At 35.5% G+C, this 19,086-nt stretch carries 12 protein-coding genes; 5 read left to right on the top strand and 7 right to left on the bottom strand.

Annotated elements, in window-relative coordinates; all coding sequences use genetic code 11:
- Positions 1–54: 54 nt before the first annotated feature.
- The 5 genes from NV377_RS14925 to NV377_RS14905 form a co-directional block, all read right to left on the bottom strand.
- Positions 55–1,737, bottom strand: a complete 1,683-nt coding sequence (locus NV377_RS14925) for a type 2 periplasmic-binding domain-containing protein (protein WP_258201584.1) — start codon at positions 1,735–1,737, stop codon at positions 55–57.
- Positions 1,738–1,911: 174 nt separating this feature from the next.
- Positions 1,912–3,276 (bottom strand): response regulator, encoded by a 1,365-nt coding sequence (locus NV377_RS14920; protein WP_258201583.1) that lies wholly within the window; start codon positions 3,274–3,276, stop codon positions 1,912–1,914.
- Positions 3,276–5,012, bottom strand: a complete 1,737-nt coding sequence (locus NV377_RS14915; RefSeq protein WP_258201582.1) for a sensor histidine kinase — start codon at positions 5,010–5,012, stop codon at positions 3,276–3,278. The genes NV377_RS14920 and NV377_RS14915 overlap by 1 nt, the downstream gene beginning before the upstream one ends.
- Positions 5,013–5,121: 109 nt before the next feature.
- Positions 5,122–8,370: a pullulanase-associated domain-containing protein gene (locus NV377_RS14910; RefSeq protein WP_258201581.1), complete on the bottom strand. Its 3,249-nt coding sequence runs from the start codon at positions 8,368–8,370 to the stop codon at positions 5,122–5,124.
- A gap of 392 nt (positions 8,371–8,762) precedes the next feature.
- Positions 8,763–9,719, bottom strand: a complete 957-nt coding sequence (locus NV377_RS14905) for a phosphotransferase (RefSeq protein WP_258201580.1) — start codon at positions 9,717–9,719, stop codon at positions 8,763–8,765.
- A 196-nt stretch (positions 9,720–9,915) separates the two neighbouring features.
- Between NV377_RS14905 and NV377_RS14900 the strand changes: the two genes are divergently transcribed.
- Complete coding sequence (locus NV377_RS14900; protein WP_258201579.1) at positions 9,916–10,812, top strand: TIGR01777 family oxidoreductase; 897 nt, start codon at positions 9,916–9,918, stop codon at positions 10,810–10,812.
- Positions 10,813–10,950: 138 nt separating this feature from the next.
- Here the strand turns inward: NV377_RS14900 and NV377_RS14895 are convergent, their stop codons facing one another.
- Entirely contained in the window at positions 10,951–11,493 is a 543-nt protein-coding gene (locus NV377_RS14895) for a TetR/AcrR family transcriptional regulator (RefSeq protein ID WP_258201578.1), read from the bottom strand.
- Between the two features lie 227 nt (positions 11,494–11,720).
- Between NV377_RS14895 and NV377_RS14890 the strand changes: the two genes are divergently transcribed.
- On the top strand, positions 11,721–12,545 hold the full coding sequence (locus tag NV377_RS14890; RefSeq protein WP_258201577.1) for an SDR family oxidoreductase: 825 nt from the start codon (positions 11,721–11,723) through the stop codon (positions 12,543–12,545).
- Positions 12,546–12,681: 136 nt separating this feature from the next.
- Positions 12,682–13,197, top strand: coding sequence for a Crp/Fnr family transcriptional regulator (locus NV377_RS14885; protein ID WP_258201576.1), 516 nt, complete (start codon positions 12,682–12,684; stop codon positions 13,195–13,197).
- A gap of 46 nt (positions 13,198–13,243) precedes the next feature.
- On the opposite strand, the gene hmpA is transcribed toward NV377_RS14885, so the two are convergent.
- Complete coding sequence (hmpA, locus tag NV377_RS14880) at positions 13,244–14,461, bottom strand: NO-inducible flavohemoprotein (protein ID WP_258201575.1); 1,218 nt, start codon at positions 14,459–14,461, stop codon at positions 13,244–13,246.
- 634 nt (positions 14,462–15,095) lie between these two features.
- On the opposite strand from hmpA, the gene NV377_RS14875 reads away from it, so the two are divergent.
- Together NV377_RS14875 and NV377_RS14870 are read left to right on the top strand one after the other, a co-directional pair.
- A complete protein-coding gene (locus NV377_RS14875; RefSeq protein ID WP_258201574.1) occupies positions 15,096–17,327 on the top strand; it encodes an amidase family protein in 2,232 nt (743 codons plus the stop codon).
- A 120-nt stretch (positions 17,328–17,447) separates the two neighbouring features.
- Positions 17,448–19,085: an S-layer homology domain-containing protein gene (locus tag NV377_RS14870; protein ID WP_258201573.1), complete on the top strand. Its 1,638-nt coding sequence runs from the start codon at positions 17,448–17,450 to the stop codon at positions 19,083–19,085.
- Position 19,086: the final 1 nt, after the last annotated feature.

Genomic DNA, 19,086 nt, shown 5'->3' with positions numbered 1-19,086 from the left:
CCTTAATAGATTAATCAAGACGAGTAAGTATCTACTCGTCTTGACCATTTTTCTTTATTTTAATTCATTAACTTCCTCAGTAATTTGATCTCCACCTTGTTGCTTCCACTTTTCTACAAAAGTATCGAATTCTTCAATAGGTGCACTACCCATAATGATTTTCAGGAAAGCCTCATCTTCTAATTTTTTTAGGTTAGACCATTTTGTTTGCATTGTTTTTGTTTGTGCTGTTGCTAGACTCTTAACCCAATTAATATCTGCATCTACAAATGTAGAACCACCATTCAAGTGAGCATATAGATGTGTGAAGAAGTCAGCATCTGTTTTTTGATCCCAATATTGAATATCATAGTTATCGAACGGCTCTGTTTTTACGTTCTTCACATGAGAAGCAAGCTCATAGGTAAATCCATAGTTAAGTCTATCTACATCTTCAAGAGGCATCTCGCCACTTAAAACTTTTTGTGTAGTTTTAACTGCATATTCAAGCTGATCACCATGACCCATAATAAGGAACAATGGAATTTCTTGTGACGTTAACTCTTTACCAACAGCTGTTTTGTAGCTTTCTTGCTTTTCATTAACATGAATATTCATCATTTTTATAATAGCATCAGGATGTTTATAAGATTTTTTGACAACGATATAACTACTTCCTGTAGCTTGGTTTGAATTGAATTTGCCTTCATCATTTAATGGTGTTGCGTACGGTCTCCAGTTTGCATCTGGATCATTATTAATTGCATCCGTTAAGTTATAAGCTGACCACCAAGGACCGAAGAAGATCCCCGTTTGTCCACTTGAAATTAATTCTTGTGTACTTTTTCTTAATCCGATCTCTTTATCCAATATACCGTTAGCATACCAACCACTTAATGTTGATAAAGCATCTTTTGTTTCTTGTGTTGTAGAACCATATTGAGCATTTCCATCTTTATCTGTTATCCAAATACCTGGGTATGCATCTTTTGCAAAAAATACAGAAGAGAAGTTTAGGTAGTGGTCACCTGATGAAAGGAATGTAGAATACAATGATCCACCTTGTTGAGTACCTACAATACCAATTGTATTTTCTCCACCCATTTTATTATCAACAAATGATTTTGCAATTTTTTCCAAATCTTCTAGGGATTTTGGCTCAGGCAGATTAAGTTTATCCAACCAATCTTTGCGAATCCAAGTTAATGGTGCAGATGGTAATGTCGTCTCTGGTAGTGCATATAGCTTGCCATCAAACGTTACACCTTCCAGTAGACCTGGATTTGAATCATAAATTTGCTTTAAACGATCAGTACCGAACTTCTCGTATACTTCTGTTAAATCAGCAAGTTGATCAGCTTTTACCATTAGTCTCAATTGTGTTTCATCAACTAACATAGTGTCTGGCAGATCATTACTTCCGATCGCCAAGCTTACTTTTTGCCCATAATCAGAACTGGATGCTTCCCACTCATGTTTAATCACAATGTTATATGCATCTTTTAACCAACGAGTATACAGATTATCTTCCGCTGTATCTGTACCCTCGTACTTGTAAGTCGGATCAATCGATCTGCCTAATGAAACAACAACTGGCTCGTCATATTTAGCAAATGGATCTACTGTTGTGCTTACTGCAGTGTTGTCGGTTGTTTGAGTATTTGAATTATTCGTATTCGTTGTACTATTGCTAGAACATGCCGTGACACTTAGTGCAGCTATTAAGCTGATTGCCAAAACCTTAAAACTCTTCTTCACTGTATTTCCCCCTTTTAAGTTAAGAGCACTTACTTATTACAACTCTATTATAATTTCAGTAGCGTATTTAGCGTGTTAGAGGAAACTATCGAATCGGGGAGACAATATCATAAAAAAATAAACATGCCCGAAAAATATCTACCTTGTTTTCGGACATGTTCACACCTCATCTATTTATTTCAATTTCTCTTGAATAATTACTTGTCTATATTCACTTGGTAACATTCCAATATGTTCTTTGAACAGACGGCTAAAATATTTTTCATCGTTATATCCTACTTCTTCTGCAATCCATTGGATTGTTTTAGTTGTATTTGATAAATAGCTCTTAGCTTTCTCCATACGAATATCCCTCAAATAATCGGTATAGGTTTGTCCAACAATTTGCTTAAAACATTGACTAAAGTAGCTTAAACTCATACTAACGCTTTTTGCCATTTCACCTGCAGTCAAAGGCTTGTTAACCGTATGCTGTGCCATAGTTTTTGCCTTAACAATACTGCTTTGAATCTCGATTGAAAACTGAGGTTTTACATTTGATTCAAGTATTTTTGTTCTCGTTTGAGTTAACCATGAAACAAATTCATTATAATGAGAAAATGAATCTTTCATAACAATTAAGCTTTCTAACATTGTTCCATAAACTCGATTCCATTCATCTGTCAGTGAAAAAAATAACCGCGTTAATCGAATCGACGGTAATCGAAGCTGTTTAATTTCCTTAATCATCTCATCAAATAAGTAATTGTCATAAATCCAGTCAGATAATAACCATTTTTGTTTCAGTTTCTGTAAATCATAATCATCGTTAGAACTAGTATGACTAATCGTACTTTTACTAATATGTTGTACCGTTTCGTTTGGATTATAATCATAGAACAACCCATTTCTACGAAAACTACGAATTAGTTGCAATATTGCTTTACGATCTAACTCCATTAGATCTTGAATCCAGAAATAAGCATACCGAGATTCAGAGACAATCATTTGCTCAGGCTGATATGTCCAATACCATACACCTGTTTCTACCTCTATCGCCTCTTGTAATGAAGGTATATCGTCATTAAATTCCTCGTTATGTTGGGTTAATTGATAAGCTACAAAGACTTGATCGACTATGCCATATTCAAGCTGAGACTGATTCTGACCCTTCACTTTCTTCGTATCAATCAAAGAAACAATTCTCCCCAAAAGATCTTCAAACTGCTCTTTTTCTAATTCTGTTTTTGCAATATAATCGATCGCGCCTAGACGAAGTGCCTCTTGTATATAATCAAAATCTTGATGTAACGTTAAAACAACCATTTGAATATGAGGATACTTTTTGTTTACTTCTCTCATCAACTCAATACCGGACATTACTGGCATAGACAAATCAGTAAAAAGTAGATCCACTTTATTTTTTTCGAGAAATTTAAGAGCATTTTCGCCGTTATTAGCCTCACCTACAACATTCATTCCAAACTGTTTCCACGGAATGAATGTGACTAAACCTCTTCTCACAATTTTTTCATCATCTACAATTAATACATTTAGCATTATAATTTATCACCTCGATAAACTGGCAAAAACATAGAAACAATCGTTCCTTTGCCAATTTCACTTTTTATATTAAATGTGGCCTGATCACCATAACTAGCTTCAAGTATCCGAATAACGTACTTCATACCAATTCCCATACCTACTTTTTGGCTATCCATAGAATCATCATGCAGTAATTGATCAAGTTTCTGTTCAGACATACCCGACCCATTATCCTGAATCGTAATATTAAGCATGTCTCCTAATCGAATATCTACATGAATATATCCTTCATCACTAACGCCATGATATAATGCGTTTTCAACTATAGGCTGCAAAATAAATCGAGGAATGGCTAGTGACATTGCGTCATCATCGACATCTATATCAACGTCAAATTGAAAATCATATCGTATTCTTTGAAGTTGTAAGTATTCTTTTAAAGCTTCAATTTCTCCACCTATGGTCGTCGCATCTCCCATTTTCCCAAGATTATATTGTAATAACTTATTCAAAGATAACACCAACTTATCGATATCCTTCTGGCCGTTCATCATCGCTAGCCAATGAACAGTATCTAATGTATTCATCAGAAAATGGGGATTAATTTGATACAATAATTTTTCAACTTCAAGATCTGCCCTTCTTTTTTCTTTCTGCTCTATTTGCCCGTATAACTCCCATATCTTTTTCTTCATTTCCCGTGTTTTGAATAGTAAATAATCAAACTCTGGTATGTTAATAAGATCTGTATTGTTTTTAACATTTGAATTAATTAATGTTTTTATTTCTAAATTGAATTTTTCAAGTGGTTTGTATACCATTCGAGACAAAAAAGTTCCAATAATAATTACTGCAATACCAAAAATCAAGAAAAAGATGGAGATTTGAATATACCATTGATTTTTTTCTAGATTCATATCACCTTTTGGAAAGATAGATACAATACTCCAGCCTTGATTACTTACTTCCTTATGCCATATATATTGTTCAAATATGCCTGATGACTCTTTTCCACCTGAAAACGGAAAAACACTATTCACTGGGAATAGAGCTTCATTCTGACTATATGTAATTTTCCCTTCATTATTAAGAATGAGAAGTTGGCGTGACTTCTTAATATCATCCTCTGGTTCAAATATTGATTTTGTCGTGTTAAAGCCAGTCTCTATATAAACATATATATTATCGTGTGAGACATTCACTTTTCTCATCGTACTAAATACAAGATTGTTATTAGAACGATTATTGCTCTTATGAGGGCCATAATAAGTTATTTCAGGATAGGTCTCCATAATAGGCAATTCATTAGTATTGAAATTTTCTCGTACAGGGAAATTCTCAAAGTCATATTCCTGTTTATTCTCAAAATAGTAAAACGTTAATCCGAGATTAGGATTAGAGAAAGTAAGTACATTGAGGTCACTCTTTAGATCATTTCGATAACGAGATTTAATAAATGGGTCATTCTCATAATACATGAGTTCTAGTAATCTATTGTTTCCGACACCGAAAGCAAGCTGCTGCGATACATGATTCAGGTTGTTTAATGTATTTTCTAATCCTAGTATTTCTTGCTTTAGATTACTTTGAATTGAGCTTCCAACTTTATTTGTTAATATGGAATTTATAGTATATAGTGAGATCCAACCTAGACAAATAAATGGAATTAATACACTTAAAATAAATATTGCAATTATTCTTTTCTTAAATGTTATTCTTCTATACCGATTGACAATAAATTTGAAATTCATTAATTCCCCCTCCTTTTCATACGGATTTTAACATAATGATTGCAATAATATAATAGAAAAGTAATAACCCCTGTGACAAAATTATCACTGGATTATTACTTTTCTTCCATTACTGAATCATTAATAGGTTGTAAATTAAATGCGCCGTCTCAGCTCGTGCCACATAGGATTGTGCATCTAATGGTTCACTTGGATTCCCTAACAAATTAAGTTCATTTGCCCAAGACACCTCAGTAATTGCCCATGGACTAGTATTTATATAAATGACTGATGATTCATTGTCGATTGGAGTAATGTCTTTATCCGGATATAATACTTGATATGCTCTCAACAGCATAACTGCCATCTCTTGTGCGGTGATCATTTTATTAGGTTCAAAGATATGCTCAGTTATTCCCGTAATGATCCCTTTGTCGTAAGCAGCATTCACGTACTGGGCATACCATGCTTCATTACTTACATCTTTAAAAGTACTTTCCGTATTAGCTGTTTCAATATTTAAAGCTCTGACTAACATGGTTGCAAACTCTGCACGTGTAATATTTTTGTTAGGTGCAAATAAAGTTGGTGTCACGCCATTAATTATTTGTTTTGCAGCTAAAGATTTAATCGGCAACAACATGTTATGATTTAAACTTATGTCTTCAAACTTTTTATCAAACTCCAGCACACTATAATGACTGAAATGATTTACCTTTGCATAGATTTTACTATCCACAAACGTAGTACCAACATATTGAAGATTTCCTATAGCATCACTATAATAGATACCTGTCAATGCTTTGTTCAAATTGCCTTTTACTTCAAATGTAAGTGTAATAGGGTCTACAAAAGTATCTATCACTTTAGTAATTTGTTCACCGGACATAATTACTAGTGAGAGCTGATATAGTCCACTCGCTAATGTTATAGTCGTTCCATTCTTATTGTTATAATTCAACAATTGATTGACTTTATCTACAGATTCTTCTTTTGCCTTTAATACAATAGTATCTCCAACTACTCCATTTGATTTGGCATTCTGCAACACAGTACTTGGAATCGCAATAGATACGCCCTTAAACTGTATTTGAAGGGAAGTACTTTTAATCAGGTCTACGCTATTAATTGGAAGCGATATTTGATTAAAATTGCTAGGCACTACAATACTAAAATCGTTCGTAAGATTACGCAAATCTTGCTCCTGTACGACATACAAATCAGTAGCTTGAATTGCTTCCTCATTATGATTTCCCTTTGGATTTTCCACTTCTTCTTTTGAAGGGATATTATTAGAGAAAATATAATACTCCCAAGGTGCAAGATTGAAGCTTTGTTGTGCCTTAAGATTTAATACTTTATTCTCAAAATAAGAATAGTATCTTCCAACAGACTGTTCTAAGCTAACATTCGTTTCTACCGGTTGATCTGTTAGATTAAGAACAGTTATTACTTTGTTTCCATTCTTTTCTCGTTCAAACGCTAGTACGCGCGGATCACTTGAATTAATAAACGTAATATCTCCACCAAAGCTACCATTCCATAACGCTTCATTTTCCTTTTTCATATGAGTAAGCGTAGTATAGAATTCCTTCATTGACTGATTACTCCAATCAATCTCATCCTTCTCAAAGAACATAAGATTCTTATCTAGCCCTGCCTCTTGTCCTGAATAAATTAAAGGCATGCCTGGCAAAGTATACGTTAATGTTGCCAGTGCTAATTCAGATTGCCCTAGCATTTCAGAAGTTGTTCCTTCCCATGAGTTAATATCATGATTCGTAATGAAATGCATTGGATACGAGCCAGTAGGATAAAGCATTTTGGTCCGGTCAATATATGATTTAATGTCTTTGGCTTCCTTCTCCCCTGTTGGAATACCTAACATAACATTATAAAATAAATCCCAACCGTAATTAGAATTGAATGCTTTGTTCATCAATTGATATTGAGAGTCATCTTCCGCCAACATATAGACTGGCTTAATCGCATCAAGCTCTGTTCTTGCAGTTTCCCAAAAATCTTTCGGTACACCAGCAGCAAAATCTGCGCGATAACCATCAATATCAGCCTCTAATACCCAATATTTCATTGCATCGATCATCGCTAATCGCATGTCTGCATTATCATAGTTCAAGTCAGCAACATCAGCCCAGCCATTAGGTGATACAATGTTACCTTCTTCATCCTTGTTATACCATCCTTCATTATTAATCCATTCACTATCCCAGCCCGTATGATTGGCCACCCAATCTAAAACTACTTTAAATCCTAAATCATGAGCCGTATCTACTAGATTCTTAAAGTCATCCATTGTTCCAAATTCGGGGTTTACCGCTTTATAATCAGCCGGTGCATAGTAAGAACCTAATGTCCCTACACGTTTTTCTTCTGAAATTGGGTGAATAGGCATTAACCACAAAATTTCAACACCCAACTTCTTTAATCTTGGCAAATGTGCTTCAAATGCTTTAAAGGATCCTTCTGGTGTATATTGTCTAATATTCACCTCATATATCGTTGAATCTTTTGACCAATCAGGATAATTAGCTGTACTTTCTTCAACAATCGAGACATAAGGAGACGTGAATACGCCTGGGTTTCCTTCCTTAATGAAGATGTGATTATAATCTCTTAACATTGCGAATGATCGTTCTGCGCCATCTTTTGTCCCATCTGCTCGATTAACTACAATAAAACTAATACTCTGTGCATTTTCCTTTAACGTAATATCTACATATGAACCATTGCGGTCGATGCGGCTGCTTGTGAAAGAACTTGCCCCTGTTGGCCAACTAGCAACCTCCTCTGAGGTGGTTACTACATCGCCCCATAACCATAATCCCCAGTCATCGTAGTTTTGATCTGCGCGTTCATAGTGAACTCTAATAGTATTTTCAGGAAGAACTACCGGTTCCCACAAATAAACCTCACTTGAATCTTCTTTCACCCAGATCTCATTGATTTCAGGAGAAGCTAATACTACGGACATTTCATGACCTTCCTTATCTCCAGTCACTCGATTGACCATTAAGAAATACACTTTACCAGCATCCTCTTTTAAAGGGATATCTACATAGGCTCCGTAAGAAGTTTGTTGACTTTCAACAAATGGAGTAGCTCCTGTCGGCCAGCTAGCAACTGCATCAGATGGTGTTGCAATATCCCCCCACAACCATAAGCCAAGATCAGTGTAAGAGTTATTAATATTTTTATAATGAATCCTTAATGTATTTTCTGGAATATAATTAGCAACAACTTGAATTTCCGAAATTTCTTCAGCATAAGTTATAGTAGAACCTGTAATGCCTGATAATGTAGTAATAATCATGCAACACATCACTACTTGAGCAATTACTTTATTCCATTCTCTTCTCAATAAAATCTCTCCTTTAAATAATAAAATAATGGATTGATTAATGCGCTTTCAAAACTAAAACGTGAGTATGTTTACAAATGTAGGAATACACTCCTTTTCTCTTTTCTCATGGTTCTCATTAAATATATCATCACTAAAAATAATCTAAGATAGAGTATGTTATTAAAGAAGGATGAATATTACGCGAAATATATTTATCTTGTAAAATTTACCTACCTATCTTTTATATAACTATCCATCATTGCCAATAATAATAGTGGATTCAGAAGTACCTCGTTGTATCTTTCCCCTTCAATTAACATACATAACAGATTGTAGTATAAAGAAAATGCCACCCCATTACTTGGAGTAGCATTTTAAGAATATTTCTTTTTTTACTTACTCTAATGGATCTATAGTTTATTGTTTAACCTATCCATTTGTAGCTTTATCGCTCGAATCAAATGATCATGATAGCTACCCCATGTTCGGTTGTATATCATCCCAAGCCTTCTAACCCCGATCCATAATGCCCAGAGGTCAATTTCTATTTGATCATCATCAGATAATTGTCTCACTTCGTTATATCCTTTTGTTAATGATGGATATCCCCTATGTTTCTGCCCCTGCTGTCCATCATGCAATTTAAAATGCCCTAGATCATATAGCGGACTATTTCCTTGAATCTCACCAAAATCAATAATCCCCGTAAACTTCCCTTGGTGAGCAAATATATGTGAATCATCAAAATCACCATGGATCAGATGCGATTGGTGACGTAACATTAATGTTCTTCCGGTCTTCAATATGGTTCTGATTAATGATATAACATCTTTAAGAAGAACATTCTTCGATAATAGCAATAAATCTGCTTCTAAATGTTCATATATATAATCTTGTAATAATGGTTTCTCTCCTGTCAGAACAATAGCATGTTGATTGTTACTTCTTACGATCCAACTATATCCTTCAACGGAAATTTGATTGATAACTGCAAGTTGTTGACCTGCATGAAACAGTATCTTGTCATATTGTTCTATTGAAGGATGATCCTCGATATTGGAGCCTAAAATTTCTTTCACAATCATAACGGACATACCCAATGCTTCATGATTATGTTCAAAGTAGATAACTTCTGGAACTTGAACATTGCGTTGTCTGAGTAGATTATGTACATGCACTTCTACAGCAAAACTCATATCTTGTTCTGGCAGAATACGAAGATATAGAATGTCCTCTCCCAATTCAATCCGATACACATAAGTTGATACACCACTTAATACTCTTTCAATTTTAAAGTCGCTTGAATGAAGGTGTTTACATACTAGTTGTGTTACTACAGCAATGTGTGGAGCTTCTTTTTTTATCAATACTTTATTCCTTTCTCATGTAAATTCATAATAAAATTAGTTTCCACTTAAATTATACCTAAGATATTATATATGGTAATATCTTACTATATATAATTCGATAATATAATAACCTTGTTTACTAGTACTTTGTAAATCTCTTTATTACAATGTACTATAATGTTCGTAAAGTATTTCTCATCCCTAGGAGGAAATTATGAAAATTGCAATTGCTGGTGGTAATGGTTTTGTCGGAAAAGCTCTCAGAACACATCTTCTAAATCATCAACATGAAGTATTTATACTTACACGCAATACGAAATCAACTTCTCCTATTGAAGGTGTTACTTACGTAAATTGGCTTAATAAAGGAGATCAACCGGAACTACAATTAGAGGGTATTGATGCTATCATTAATCTCGCTGGAGAGTCACTCAATAGCGGTCGATGGTCAGCGGCAAGAAAAAGAAGAATATTAGACAGCCGTCTCTCTGCAACAAAGGAAATTAAGCGAATTATTGCAGCTTTACAACATAAACCGAGCGTTTTACTTAATGCTAGTGCTGTAGGTTATTACGGTACTTCTCATTCAGAAAAATTCACAGAGCAACATTATATGAAACCCTCAGATTTCCTATCCGACACCGTCGATCAATGGGAGAAAGAAGCGATGAATAGCGGAATACGAACTGTATTGATGCGCTTTGGCGTTATTCTAGGCGAACATGAAGGCGCACTACCCCGGATGGTATTACCTTATAAGTTATTTGGTGGAGGTACTATTGGAAGTGGTAAACAAATGTTATCTTGGATTCATATTGAGGATGTCGTCCGTGCAACACTTTATTGTATAACGAACCCTTTACTTTCAGGACCTGTAAATTTTACGGCACCAAATGCTGTAAATATGAAAACATTCGGACATACGATTGGGAAAGTACTACATAGACCACACTGGATCTCTGTTCCTGAATTTATGCTAAAGCTTTTATTAGGTGAGATGAGTATTCTCATATTGGAAGGTCAAACAGTTATGCCTAATGCATTATTAGAGCAAGGCTTTTCCTTCTCTTATCCAACACTAGAAAAAGCACTTCAAGAACTTTTAACGTAAGGACATATGTACTGATACTAATATCTGTGTTAAATGATACGGTTATTATTAAATATTAGTCATTAAATAACAACCTTGCCAGCGATATCGTCTACCAAGGCTGTTCAAATTATAATTACATAATATTTAGGCTGTACGCTATTTTCCATTTTCAATTAATTTCTTCCTATCCAAATTCTTCTTTAAATCACTAGTCCAGTCGGTAAACCCAATTTTCAAGAGTTTCTCCGCTGCTTCTCCCGGGCTTATAATAAAACCATCTCTCACCCAAAAGCTTAAATATCCTATCGTGCCATAGCTCGCAAAAATGGCATAATCTTGATCACCAAAAGCTTTCAATAAATGCGTTGCCAATTGATTGGATAATTTTCTAATTTCATCTGCATCATCAAATTCGATCTCATAAAATGAACGATACTTAAACACATGTCCGCATATATTATACGTGGTAATCGGCTTATCGCTTATGAAGGAGTCCTGTGTGTAAAAAGATAAAAATCGCTCATTAAGCGTTCTCCTCACATCGTCAATAAGTTCAAACTTATCAGTGAAGTGTAAATAGAAAGTCGATCGAGAAATCTGTGCTTTTTGCACAATTTCTTTGACTGATAGATCTTGAAAGCTTTTCTCATTTATTAACTGTAAAAATGCTTCTATAATAGATTGTTTAGCAGTTCTCAATTGTGACACTCCTCTGGACATTTCCACTCAAATTGTCTCGTAATATTCTCTTTGAAAGCGTTTATACTTAACTCAAATAAGTTAAGTATATGCTTGCGAAGTAACTTTTTGGTTACAAGGTAGCATACAAGAAGTTAACAAAAAGTTTGTACATGCTTCCGAAGTAACTTTTTGGTTACAAGGTAGCATACTAAGAAGTTAACAAAAAGTTTGTAGGAGGTTAAAGTATGACAAAACAAGTATATGTAATTACAGGTGGATCAGGTGGAATGGGTAAAGCAACTGCTGAATTAGTTGGTAACAAAGGAACTATCCTTTTAGCAGACGTTTCTGAAGAGCGTTTAATTCAAACAAAAGAAGAATTAGCGGCAAAAGGGATTACAGATGTATATTACCAAACAGTTGATATTACTTCAAAGGTAAACGTTGCTGCTTTAGCGAAAAAAGCTGCTGAACTAGGTGTATTAAGAGGATTAGTTCATACAGCCGGCCTTTCTCCTACAATGGCGGATTCAAAAAGGATCACTGAAGTTAACCTAGTTGGTACAGGCATTGTCTTAGAAGCTTTCCTTCCTCTTGCTACCGAAGGAACTGCTGTCGTATGTATCTCTTCAATGAGTGGTTATATGGCGCCTCGTCAAGGTCCTTTTATCGAAGTGTTAAAACAACCATTAGCTGAAAATGTTGTGGATACAATGGAGCAATTTTCTCAAGGAAACCCAGGAGCGGCATACAGTTTATCTAAATTAGGTGTACAATTAATCGTTGAAGAACAAGCATGGGCATGGGGAGAAAGAGGCGCCCGTATTACGTCACTATCTCCTGGTACAATTAACACACCAATGGGTCGCCAAGAAGCAGCTCAACAAAAAGAAATGAAAACAATGCTTGATATTACACCGTTACGCCGTGAAGGAGAATCTTCTGAGATTGCAACCGCTATAGAATTTTTACTAAGCGATGCTGCTTCTTATATTACAGGCATTGACTTACGTGTAGATGGTGGTACTATTGCGAACATTGCAAAAGTTAAAGCAGGCGAAAACAAATAAATATATAGTGATCAAAAAGTTATTTATTAAATTATAAAAAGATAAGAGCCTCTGTTACAATGGATACGTAACAAGGCTCTTTTCCTACTGTTTAAGATTACATATACGTATATATTATATAGACTGGAGGTTAGATATGCTCTTACATAAAGGTGAAATCTTATTTCGACAAGGCGATTCCGGATCACTTTTCCATCTAAAAAGTGGTTTGTTAAAGATTGTCCGAATTCATCCAGATGGCACTCAAATATTAGTCAACATCATCGTTCCTGATGAAACTATTCCGCATCATTCTCTAATTAGCGCTAATCCTTGTTATGGAACGGCTATCGCACTCGTTACGAGCGAAGTTGATATTATCCCAGCGAAGGAGTGGTATCAAGAACTAGCAAATAATGCTGAAAAATGTCTTGCTATCGCGACGCAGCTACAGGACAAACTACGGATGATGCAGCAAAGAATTGATCAACTAACCCAAGTAACTCCAGCAGAGAAGCTACAAAAACTTCAATCCTGGTTCCATATCTACATCGCACCTGACACAATTACAGATATACTAACACAAGACGAGATTGGACAATTCATTGGACTTCGTCGCGAAACGATCAATCGACTGCTACGCAATCAAGTTAAAACGACGAAACCCTCTTAATGGTACTAAAATCTACTGCTATGCTCGAATGTTTATCTATTAGGGCTTACAAGTCACCAGCTGGACCGAAAAATTCATAATGAATATCTGTAGGGGCAACGCCCCATTCCTTCAATAGACTATTCACCTTACTCATAAATGGTACAGGCCCACAGAAGTAGAAATGTGCATCATTAGTTGCTACTATCTGATGAAGCCAAGCTAAATCAATATAACCTTCATGTTCATAAGCCTGCGCCTGCTTATCGTCATCAGTAGGTTGTTCATAACACCAATGAACGGATGCATTAGGAGATTTACTTGCTAACTGCTCGACTTGATTACGTAACGCATGAACATTACCATTGTGAGTAGCATGAATAAATTTAACCTGACGATTCGTATTATTATCCATTAGATCACTAAACATACTAACTAGCGGTGTTAATCCTACCCCGCCACTAATGAACACAACTGGTCGATCATCTTCTGCTTGCAAAGTGAATTCTCCAGCAGGCGCGGATAACATTAACATATCACCCTCATTAACTTGCTCATGCAAATATACAGAAACTTTACCTGCAGGCTTCTCTTTGTATGCATCCTCGCGTTTAACGGAAATACGGTAGTAAGATTTTCCTGGGACATTAGATAAGCTGTATTGACGGATGTGTGTATTCTTTTCTCCTGGTATATTTTCTATCTTCACACTTACGTATTGACCAGCTTCGAATGTAGCAATAACTCCTCCATCTGCTGGAACCAAATAGAATGATGTAATAACATCACTTTCTATAACCTTCTTATCAACCTTAAATGCTCTAAAACCTTCCCATCCACCTCGTTGTTGCTCTGTTTGAGCATACATTTCAGTTTCTATTGAGATAAATACATCTGCGATAACACCGTAAGCCTCTGCCCATGCTCCAATGATTTCATCGGTAGCAGCATCACCTAAAACTTCTTTAATTGCAGCCAAAAGGGTTTCTCCGACAATTGGATAATGCTCTGGACAAATACCAAGACTACGATGTTTGTGCGCAATCTGCTTCACGACCGGTAAAATAGTTTCCAATTGATCTATATACTTTGCTGCAGCTAATACCGCGTTGGCAAGCGCATTTTGTTGTCTACCTTGGCTTTGATTCGCATGATTAAATATATTAAGTAATTCTGGGTTGTTTTCGAACAACCGTTGATAAAATCTTTTTGTAATATTCGTTCCATGTATTTCTAATACTGGCACTGTGGATTTAATGACTTCTATTGTATGGTTACTTAGCATATTAGTATCCTCGCTTTCACTATATGAAATTGATATAAGTATATCGTGACGTTGAGCTTCACTTTGTGATTGCAATCACATTAAAAGAAAACAATATGTGACGAGAATACTAGATTTATTGAATTAGTTGATACTAAGAAAACTTAAAAATAAAGGCGAAGTTTCATTCTAAATCGAATGAAACTTCGCCTTTCTCTATTTAATAGTATCTCATAAAAATTATAATCGAACTTTTTCAGTAGCACCTCCATAAATTTTATTTTTGATTTTGAGTTTGTATTAATCCCTCCTTATACATCATTTAATGTTATGTATTATGACATGTAATTTGAGTTTTTCTAATATTTACACAAAAATTACGATTAAAATATTTAAAAAAGCTAGTTATCCGTTAAAAAACATAGTTAATTCAAGAATAACTATCATGTATGCGTTTTTTTATCTAAATATTCCTTTTTACACGTTAATATATCTGATTTACAATGTTATCAACATAAAAGAAAGGGAATTTACGGTATATAATATAACATTGTACAAATTTTAATGCAAATTATACAAATTTCATTAAAAAATACCCAAGTTTAATGTTAATTAAACTAACTCTAAAAGAATTACCAAAACTAGGAGGGTCTCTATGAAAAATTCTACGTATAAGCTATTAAGCTCTATTATTCTCTCTACTGCATTGGCTACCTCGTTATTCTTTACACCTTTAACTGTAAACAAGGCTTTTGCACAAAGTAGTGTTACTCAAATCTCTTCTTCCGATGGTGAAGAAAAAATTGTTGATAGTACTGGATCTACTATAAATGTACAGCTATCTGGACCTGCCATTACAAGAGTCAATGAAAATTTTGATGTTAACTTCCAATTAAACGGCTTATCTGAAGAAGAAACAGCAGGTAAATTTGTAATAGAGTATAGTCAATCATTATTTGAATTTGTTTCCGTCCAGACGGCTAATAGCGATGTAAGCATCGTGGGACAAAATGAAGAGCCTGGAAAAGTAACTATTATCATCGCAACCTTAGATGGTACGCTTGAAAACAATAAAAATCTTCTGTCCGTAACATTCAAAGCGAAATCTGAAACAGATATGAAAGGTATTACAGCTTCTGTTGAAATAGGGAATGCTGAAGATGGATCGACTCAGCAAGTGCAAGACAACATCTCAATTAAAGTAGCTAGTGGTATCGCGGGAGATCTTAATAATAACAATGTTATTGATGTCGGAGATTTAGCTTTATTAATTAAGTACTTTGGCATTGATTCTTCTCATGAGAATTGGAATAAGGTTGAAGCTGGAGATTTCGATGGCAATGAAACGATTGGTATTGAGGACCTTGCAGCACTAGGTAAGATTGTTCTTTATGATAATGGACAACAATTCGAACTTCTTGAAGCAGATATTATGAATATTCAAAATGCTATGGCTGCAGGTAAACTGACTGCTGTTGAACTTGTTCAACAATATCTTGATCGCATCGAAGCATATGATCAAGACGGACCTGCAATCAAGTCTATTATAAGTATTAACGAGCAAGCATTGGTAACCGCAGCGGCACTTGATCTAGAACGCGAAGAAAGTGGTCCTCGAGGATTACTTCACGGTATTCCGATTATCGTTAAAGATAACTACGATACGCTAGGTATGGCTACAAGTGCAGGATGTACTTGCTTACAGGATAATTACAGCGTTAGTGATTCTTACATGGTAAAAAAATTAAAAGATGCTGGGGCAATTATATTAGCTAAAGCAAACTTAAGTGAATTTGCAATTAATACCGATACAAATAGCTCGCTAGGTGGACAAACAAAAAACCCTTACGATTTAACTAAAAATCCAGGGGGATCTAGCGGTGGTACTGGTGCAGCAATCGCATCTAACTTCGGCGTTGCTGGTCTAGGAACAGATACAGGTGGCTCTATCCGAATTCCATCTTCTTATAATAGTCTTGTCGGTATACGTCCTACCATTGGCTTAACAAGTAGAGACGGTATTATTCCTCTAGCACTTTCTCAAGACGTGGGTGGTCCGATGACGAGAACTGTAGCCGATGCAGCAATTATGCTTGATGCTATTTCAGGCTATGACCCAAATGATATTGTCACTGCAGGTAGTGTAGGCAAAATTCCAACTAGCTATACTCAGTATTTAGATAAAGATGGTCTACAAGGAGCACGCATTGGACTTATTGTAGATAGTGGCGTTATGGGTAATAATGCAGAAGTCAAACAACTAATGACAAACGCCGTTGCAGACATGCAAGCTCAAGGTGCAACTGTTGTGCAAGTTAATATTCCCAATATTACAAAAATATTATCTTACTCCAGCTTAAGTGCTTATGAATTCAAGTTCAACCTGAACGAATATTTATCTAACCCTCGTATGGTTGATTCGAATGCGGTTCGTTATCATTCTCTAGGCGATATTGTAGCATCGCAAAATGATTTCCTTGCTTCTCTTAAAAACACATTAACTACTCGTAATAATGTAGAAATACTAGAAACTCAAGAATATAAAGATATTCTGCTTTACAGAACAAGAACAACGCAACAATCGTTACTACAAGTAATGGCAGATAACGATTTGGATGCATTCCTTTATCCTTCTACTTCTGGTCCAACTGGATCAAGTTCAGGTAGTGCTAACCGTCTTAGTCCATTCTCTGGATTCCCTTCCATTAGTGTTCCAGCAGGATTTGTTACTAGTGGTACTCCGATTGGATTGGAATTACTAGCTAGACCTTATGAAGAAGGAACTTTAATTAAGTTGGCTTATGCTTATGAGCAAGCAACACATAACCGTCATATGCCTTCTACTGTACCTGCTTTACCAGATGTTGTAGTAACACCTCAACCTTAATTCGTATTCGTCATTACCTAATAAAATCGGTCAAGGTGGTCGTTAAACATAACCACCTTGATCAAAAGCGTAAGCATTATTGCTTACCAATCCAGTATCTATGAAAGGACAGATCGCTATATGGCAATTCAACGATTAAAACTATGCGTGTCATTTCTATTAATAGTTGCACTACTTATTCCACAATTAGCATTTGCAGCAGAATCTCCGTCCTTTTCCCTAGTAGTATCCAAAAGTACTATTAATACAAATGATGAATTTACAGTTACTGTTAAAGGGAATAACATTGAAGATCTTTATGCCTATGACTTACAATTGAACTATAATCCTGCTCTCGTAACATTCAAAGAGGGAAGTGGAACAACAAAACTTGTTGGATTCACTGTTCCGACTACAGTAATTACAGAGAATAGCAACAATAGTTTAATATTCGCTCACACGAAGACTGGATCGATTAAAGGCGATAGTGGTTCCTTGGACTTAGTTACCTTCACTTTTACGGCTAAAGCGAATGGTAAAGCTTCCTTTGCTCTAAAAACAATGAAGTTAATCGATTCTAATCTTGTCATGACAATTGTTGATAATACATTAACAAAATCAATTCAAATTGGTTCAAACACATTACCTGAGACAAATCCGGGAGAGAGTGGTGGGGCAGAAGTTCCCGACAATACCGTAGTAACTGTCACTGCTGATCAATTGAAAAAAAATGACTCATCTCCAGTAGTAGTCAATCTTCAACCAATGCAGAATCAAGTTAAACTTCCACAAAATACAGCTGAACTACTAGGATCAAATGCATTATTCATTACCAAAGATGGTGCTAAACTACAAATTTCATCAGCTAGTTTCAAACAACTACTTGACTCGCTAAATGCAACACAAAGTAAGGATGGAACGATTACTTTATTCATTAAGTCACTTACAGATTTATCGAAAGAGCTACAATCGACGTTTGGAACGGATGGCCAACAGGGAGGCCAAGCTTCCGAGTTTAAACTTACTTGGACGGGTTCAGATAAGTACACGTATGATCTTAAACAATTCGAACAACCAATAACGATTCACCTCACAGTAGATTCTTCGGTTAACGTCAAGCTAGCTGGAATTTTCTATCTTCCGGAAGATGGTAAACCTGAATGGATTGGAGGAAATTACGAAAATGGTGAGTTCGTAGCGCAAGTTTCGCGTCTTGGTCGATATGTTGTTATCGAGATCGACAAAAACTTCTCCGACGTTACTAAGAATCATTGGGCTAACTCAGTTATTAAGGAACTTACGGCTAAGCAACTAATTAGCGGTACGAGCACAACAACATTTGAACCAAACCGTAATATTACTCGAGCAGAATTTACAGCACTAATCGTACGAGCACTTAAACTTACTGAAGAAGGCACAACTTCATTCGATGATGTCGCAGATAATGCTTGGTATGCTAAAGATATATCCATTGCTTCTCATGCAGGTATTGTGCAAGGTACAAGTGCAGAGCGTTTCTCTCCAAATGCTAATATCACTCGTGAGGAAATGATTGTATTGATTATGCGTAGTTACGAGTTAATGAATGGTAAGACATCTGCAGAGACAAGTAAGATATTTAGCGACGAGGCTCAAATATCCTCTTGGGCAATAGAGTTTGTGAAGCAAGCAGAAGCTCTTGGTCTTGTTCACGGATATTCCGATGGTAAGTTCTCACCTCTAAACAATTCTACTCGTGCGGAGGCTGCACAAATGATATACCGATTAATGAAATTCTAGA

The organism is Paenibacillus endoradicis, assembly GCF_024721975.1.
This window is presented reverse-complemented; position numbering and strand designations above follow the sequence as displayed.

Bases quoted from the DNA above. Each gene is read 5' to 3' on its own strand.
- NV377_RS14920 (WP_258201583.1), bottom strand. From the start codon at position 3,276: ATGCTAAATGTATTAATTGTAGATGATGAAAAAATTGTGAGAAGAGGT.
- NV377_RS14915 (WP_258201582.1), bottom strand. From the start codon at position 5,012: ATGAATTTCAAATTTATTGTCAATCGGTATAGAAGAATAACATTTAAG.
- NV377_RS14900 (WP_258201579.1), top strand. From the start codon at position 9,916: ATGAAAATTGCAATTGCTGGTGGTAATGGTTTTGTCGGAAAAGCTCTC.
- NV377_RS14890 (WP_258201577.1), top strand. From the start codon at position 11,721: ATGACAAAACAAGTATATGTAATTACAGGTGGATCAGGTGGAATGGGT.
- NV377_RS14885 (WP_258201576.1), top strand. From the start codon at position 12,682: ATGCTCTTACATAAAGGTGAAATCTTATTTCGACAAGGCGATTCCGGA.
- hmpA (WP_258201575.1), bottom strand. From the start codon at position 14,461: ATGCTAAGTAACCATACAATAGAAGTCATTAAATCCACAGTGCCAGTA.
- NV377_RS14875 (WP_258201574.1), top strand. From the start codon at position 15,096: ATGAAAAATTCTACGTATAAGCTATTAAGCTCTATTATTCTCTCTACT.
- NV377_RS14870 (WP_258201573.1), top strand. From the start codon at position 17,448: ATGGCAATTCAACGATTAAAACTATGCGTGTCATTTCTATTAATAGTT.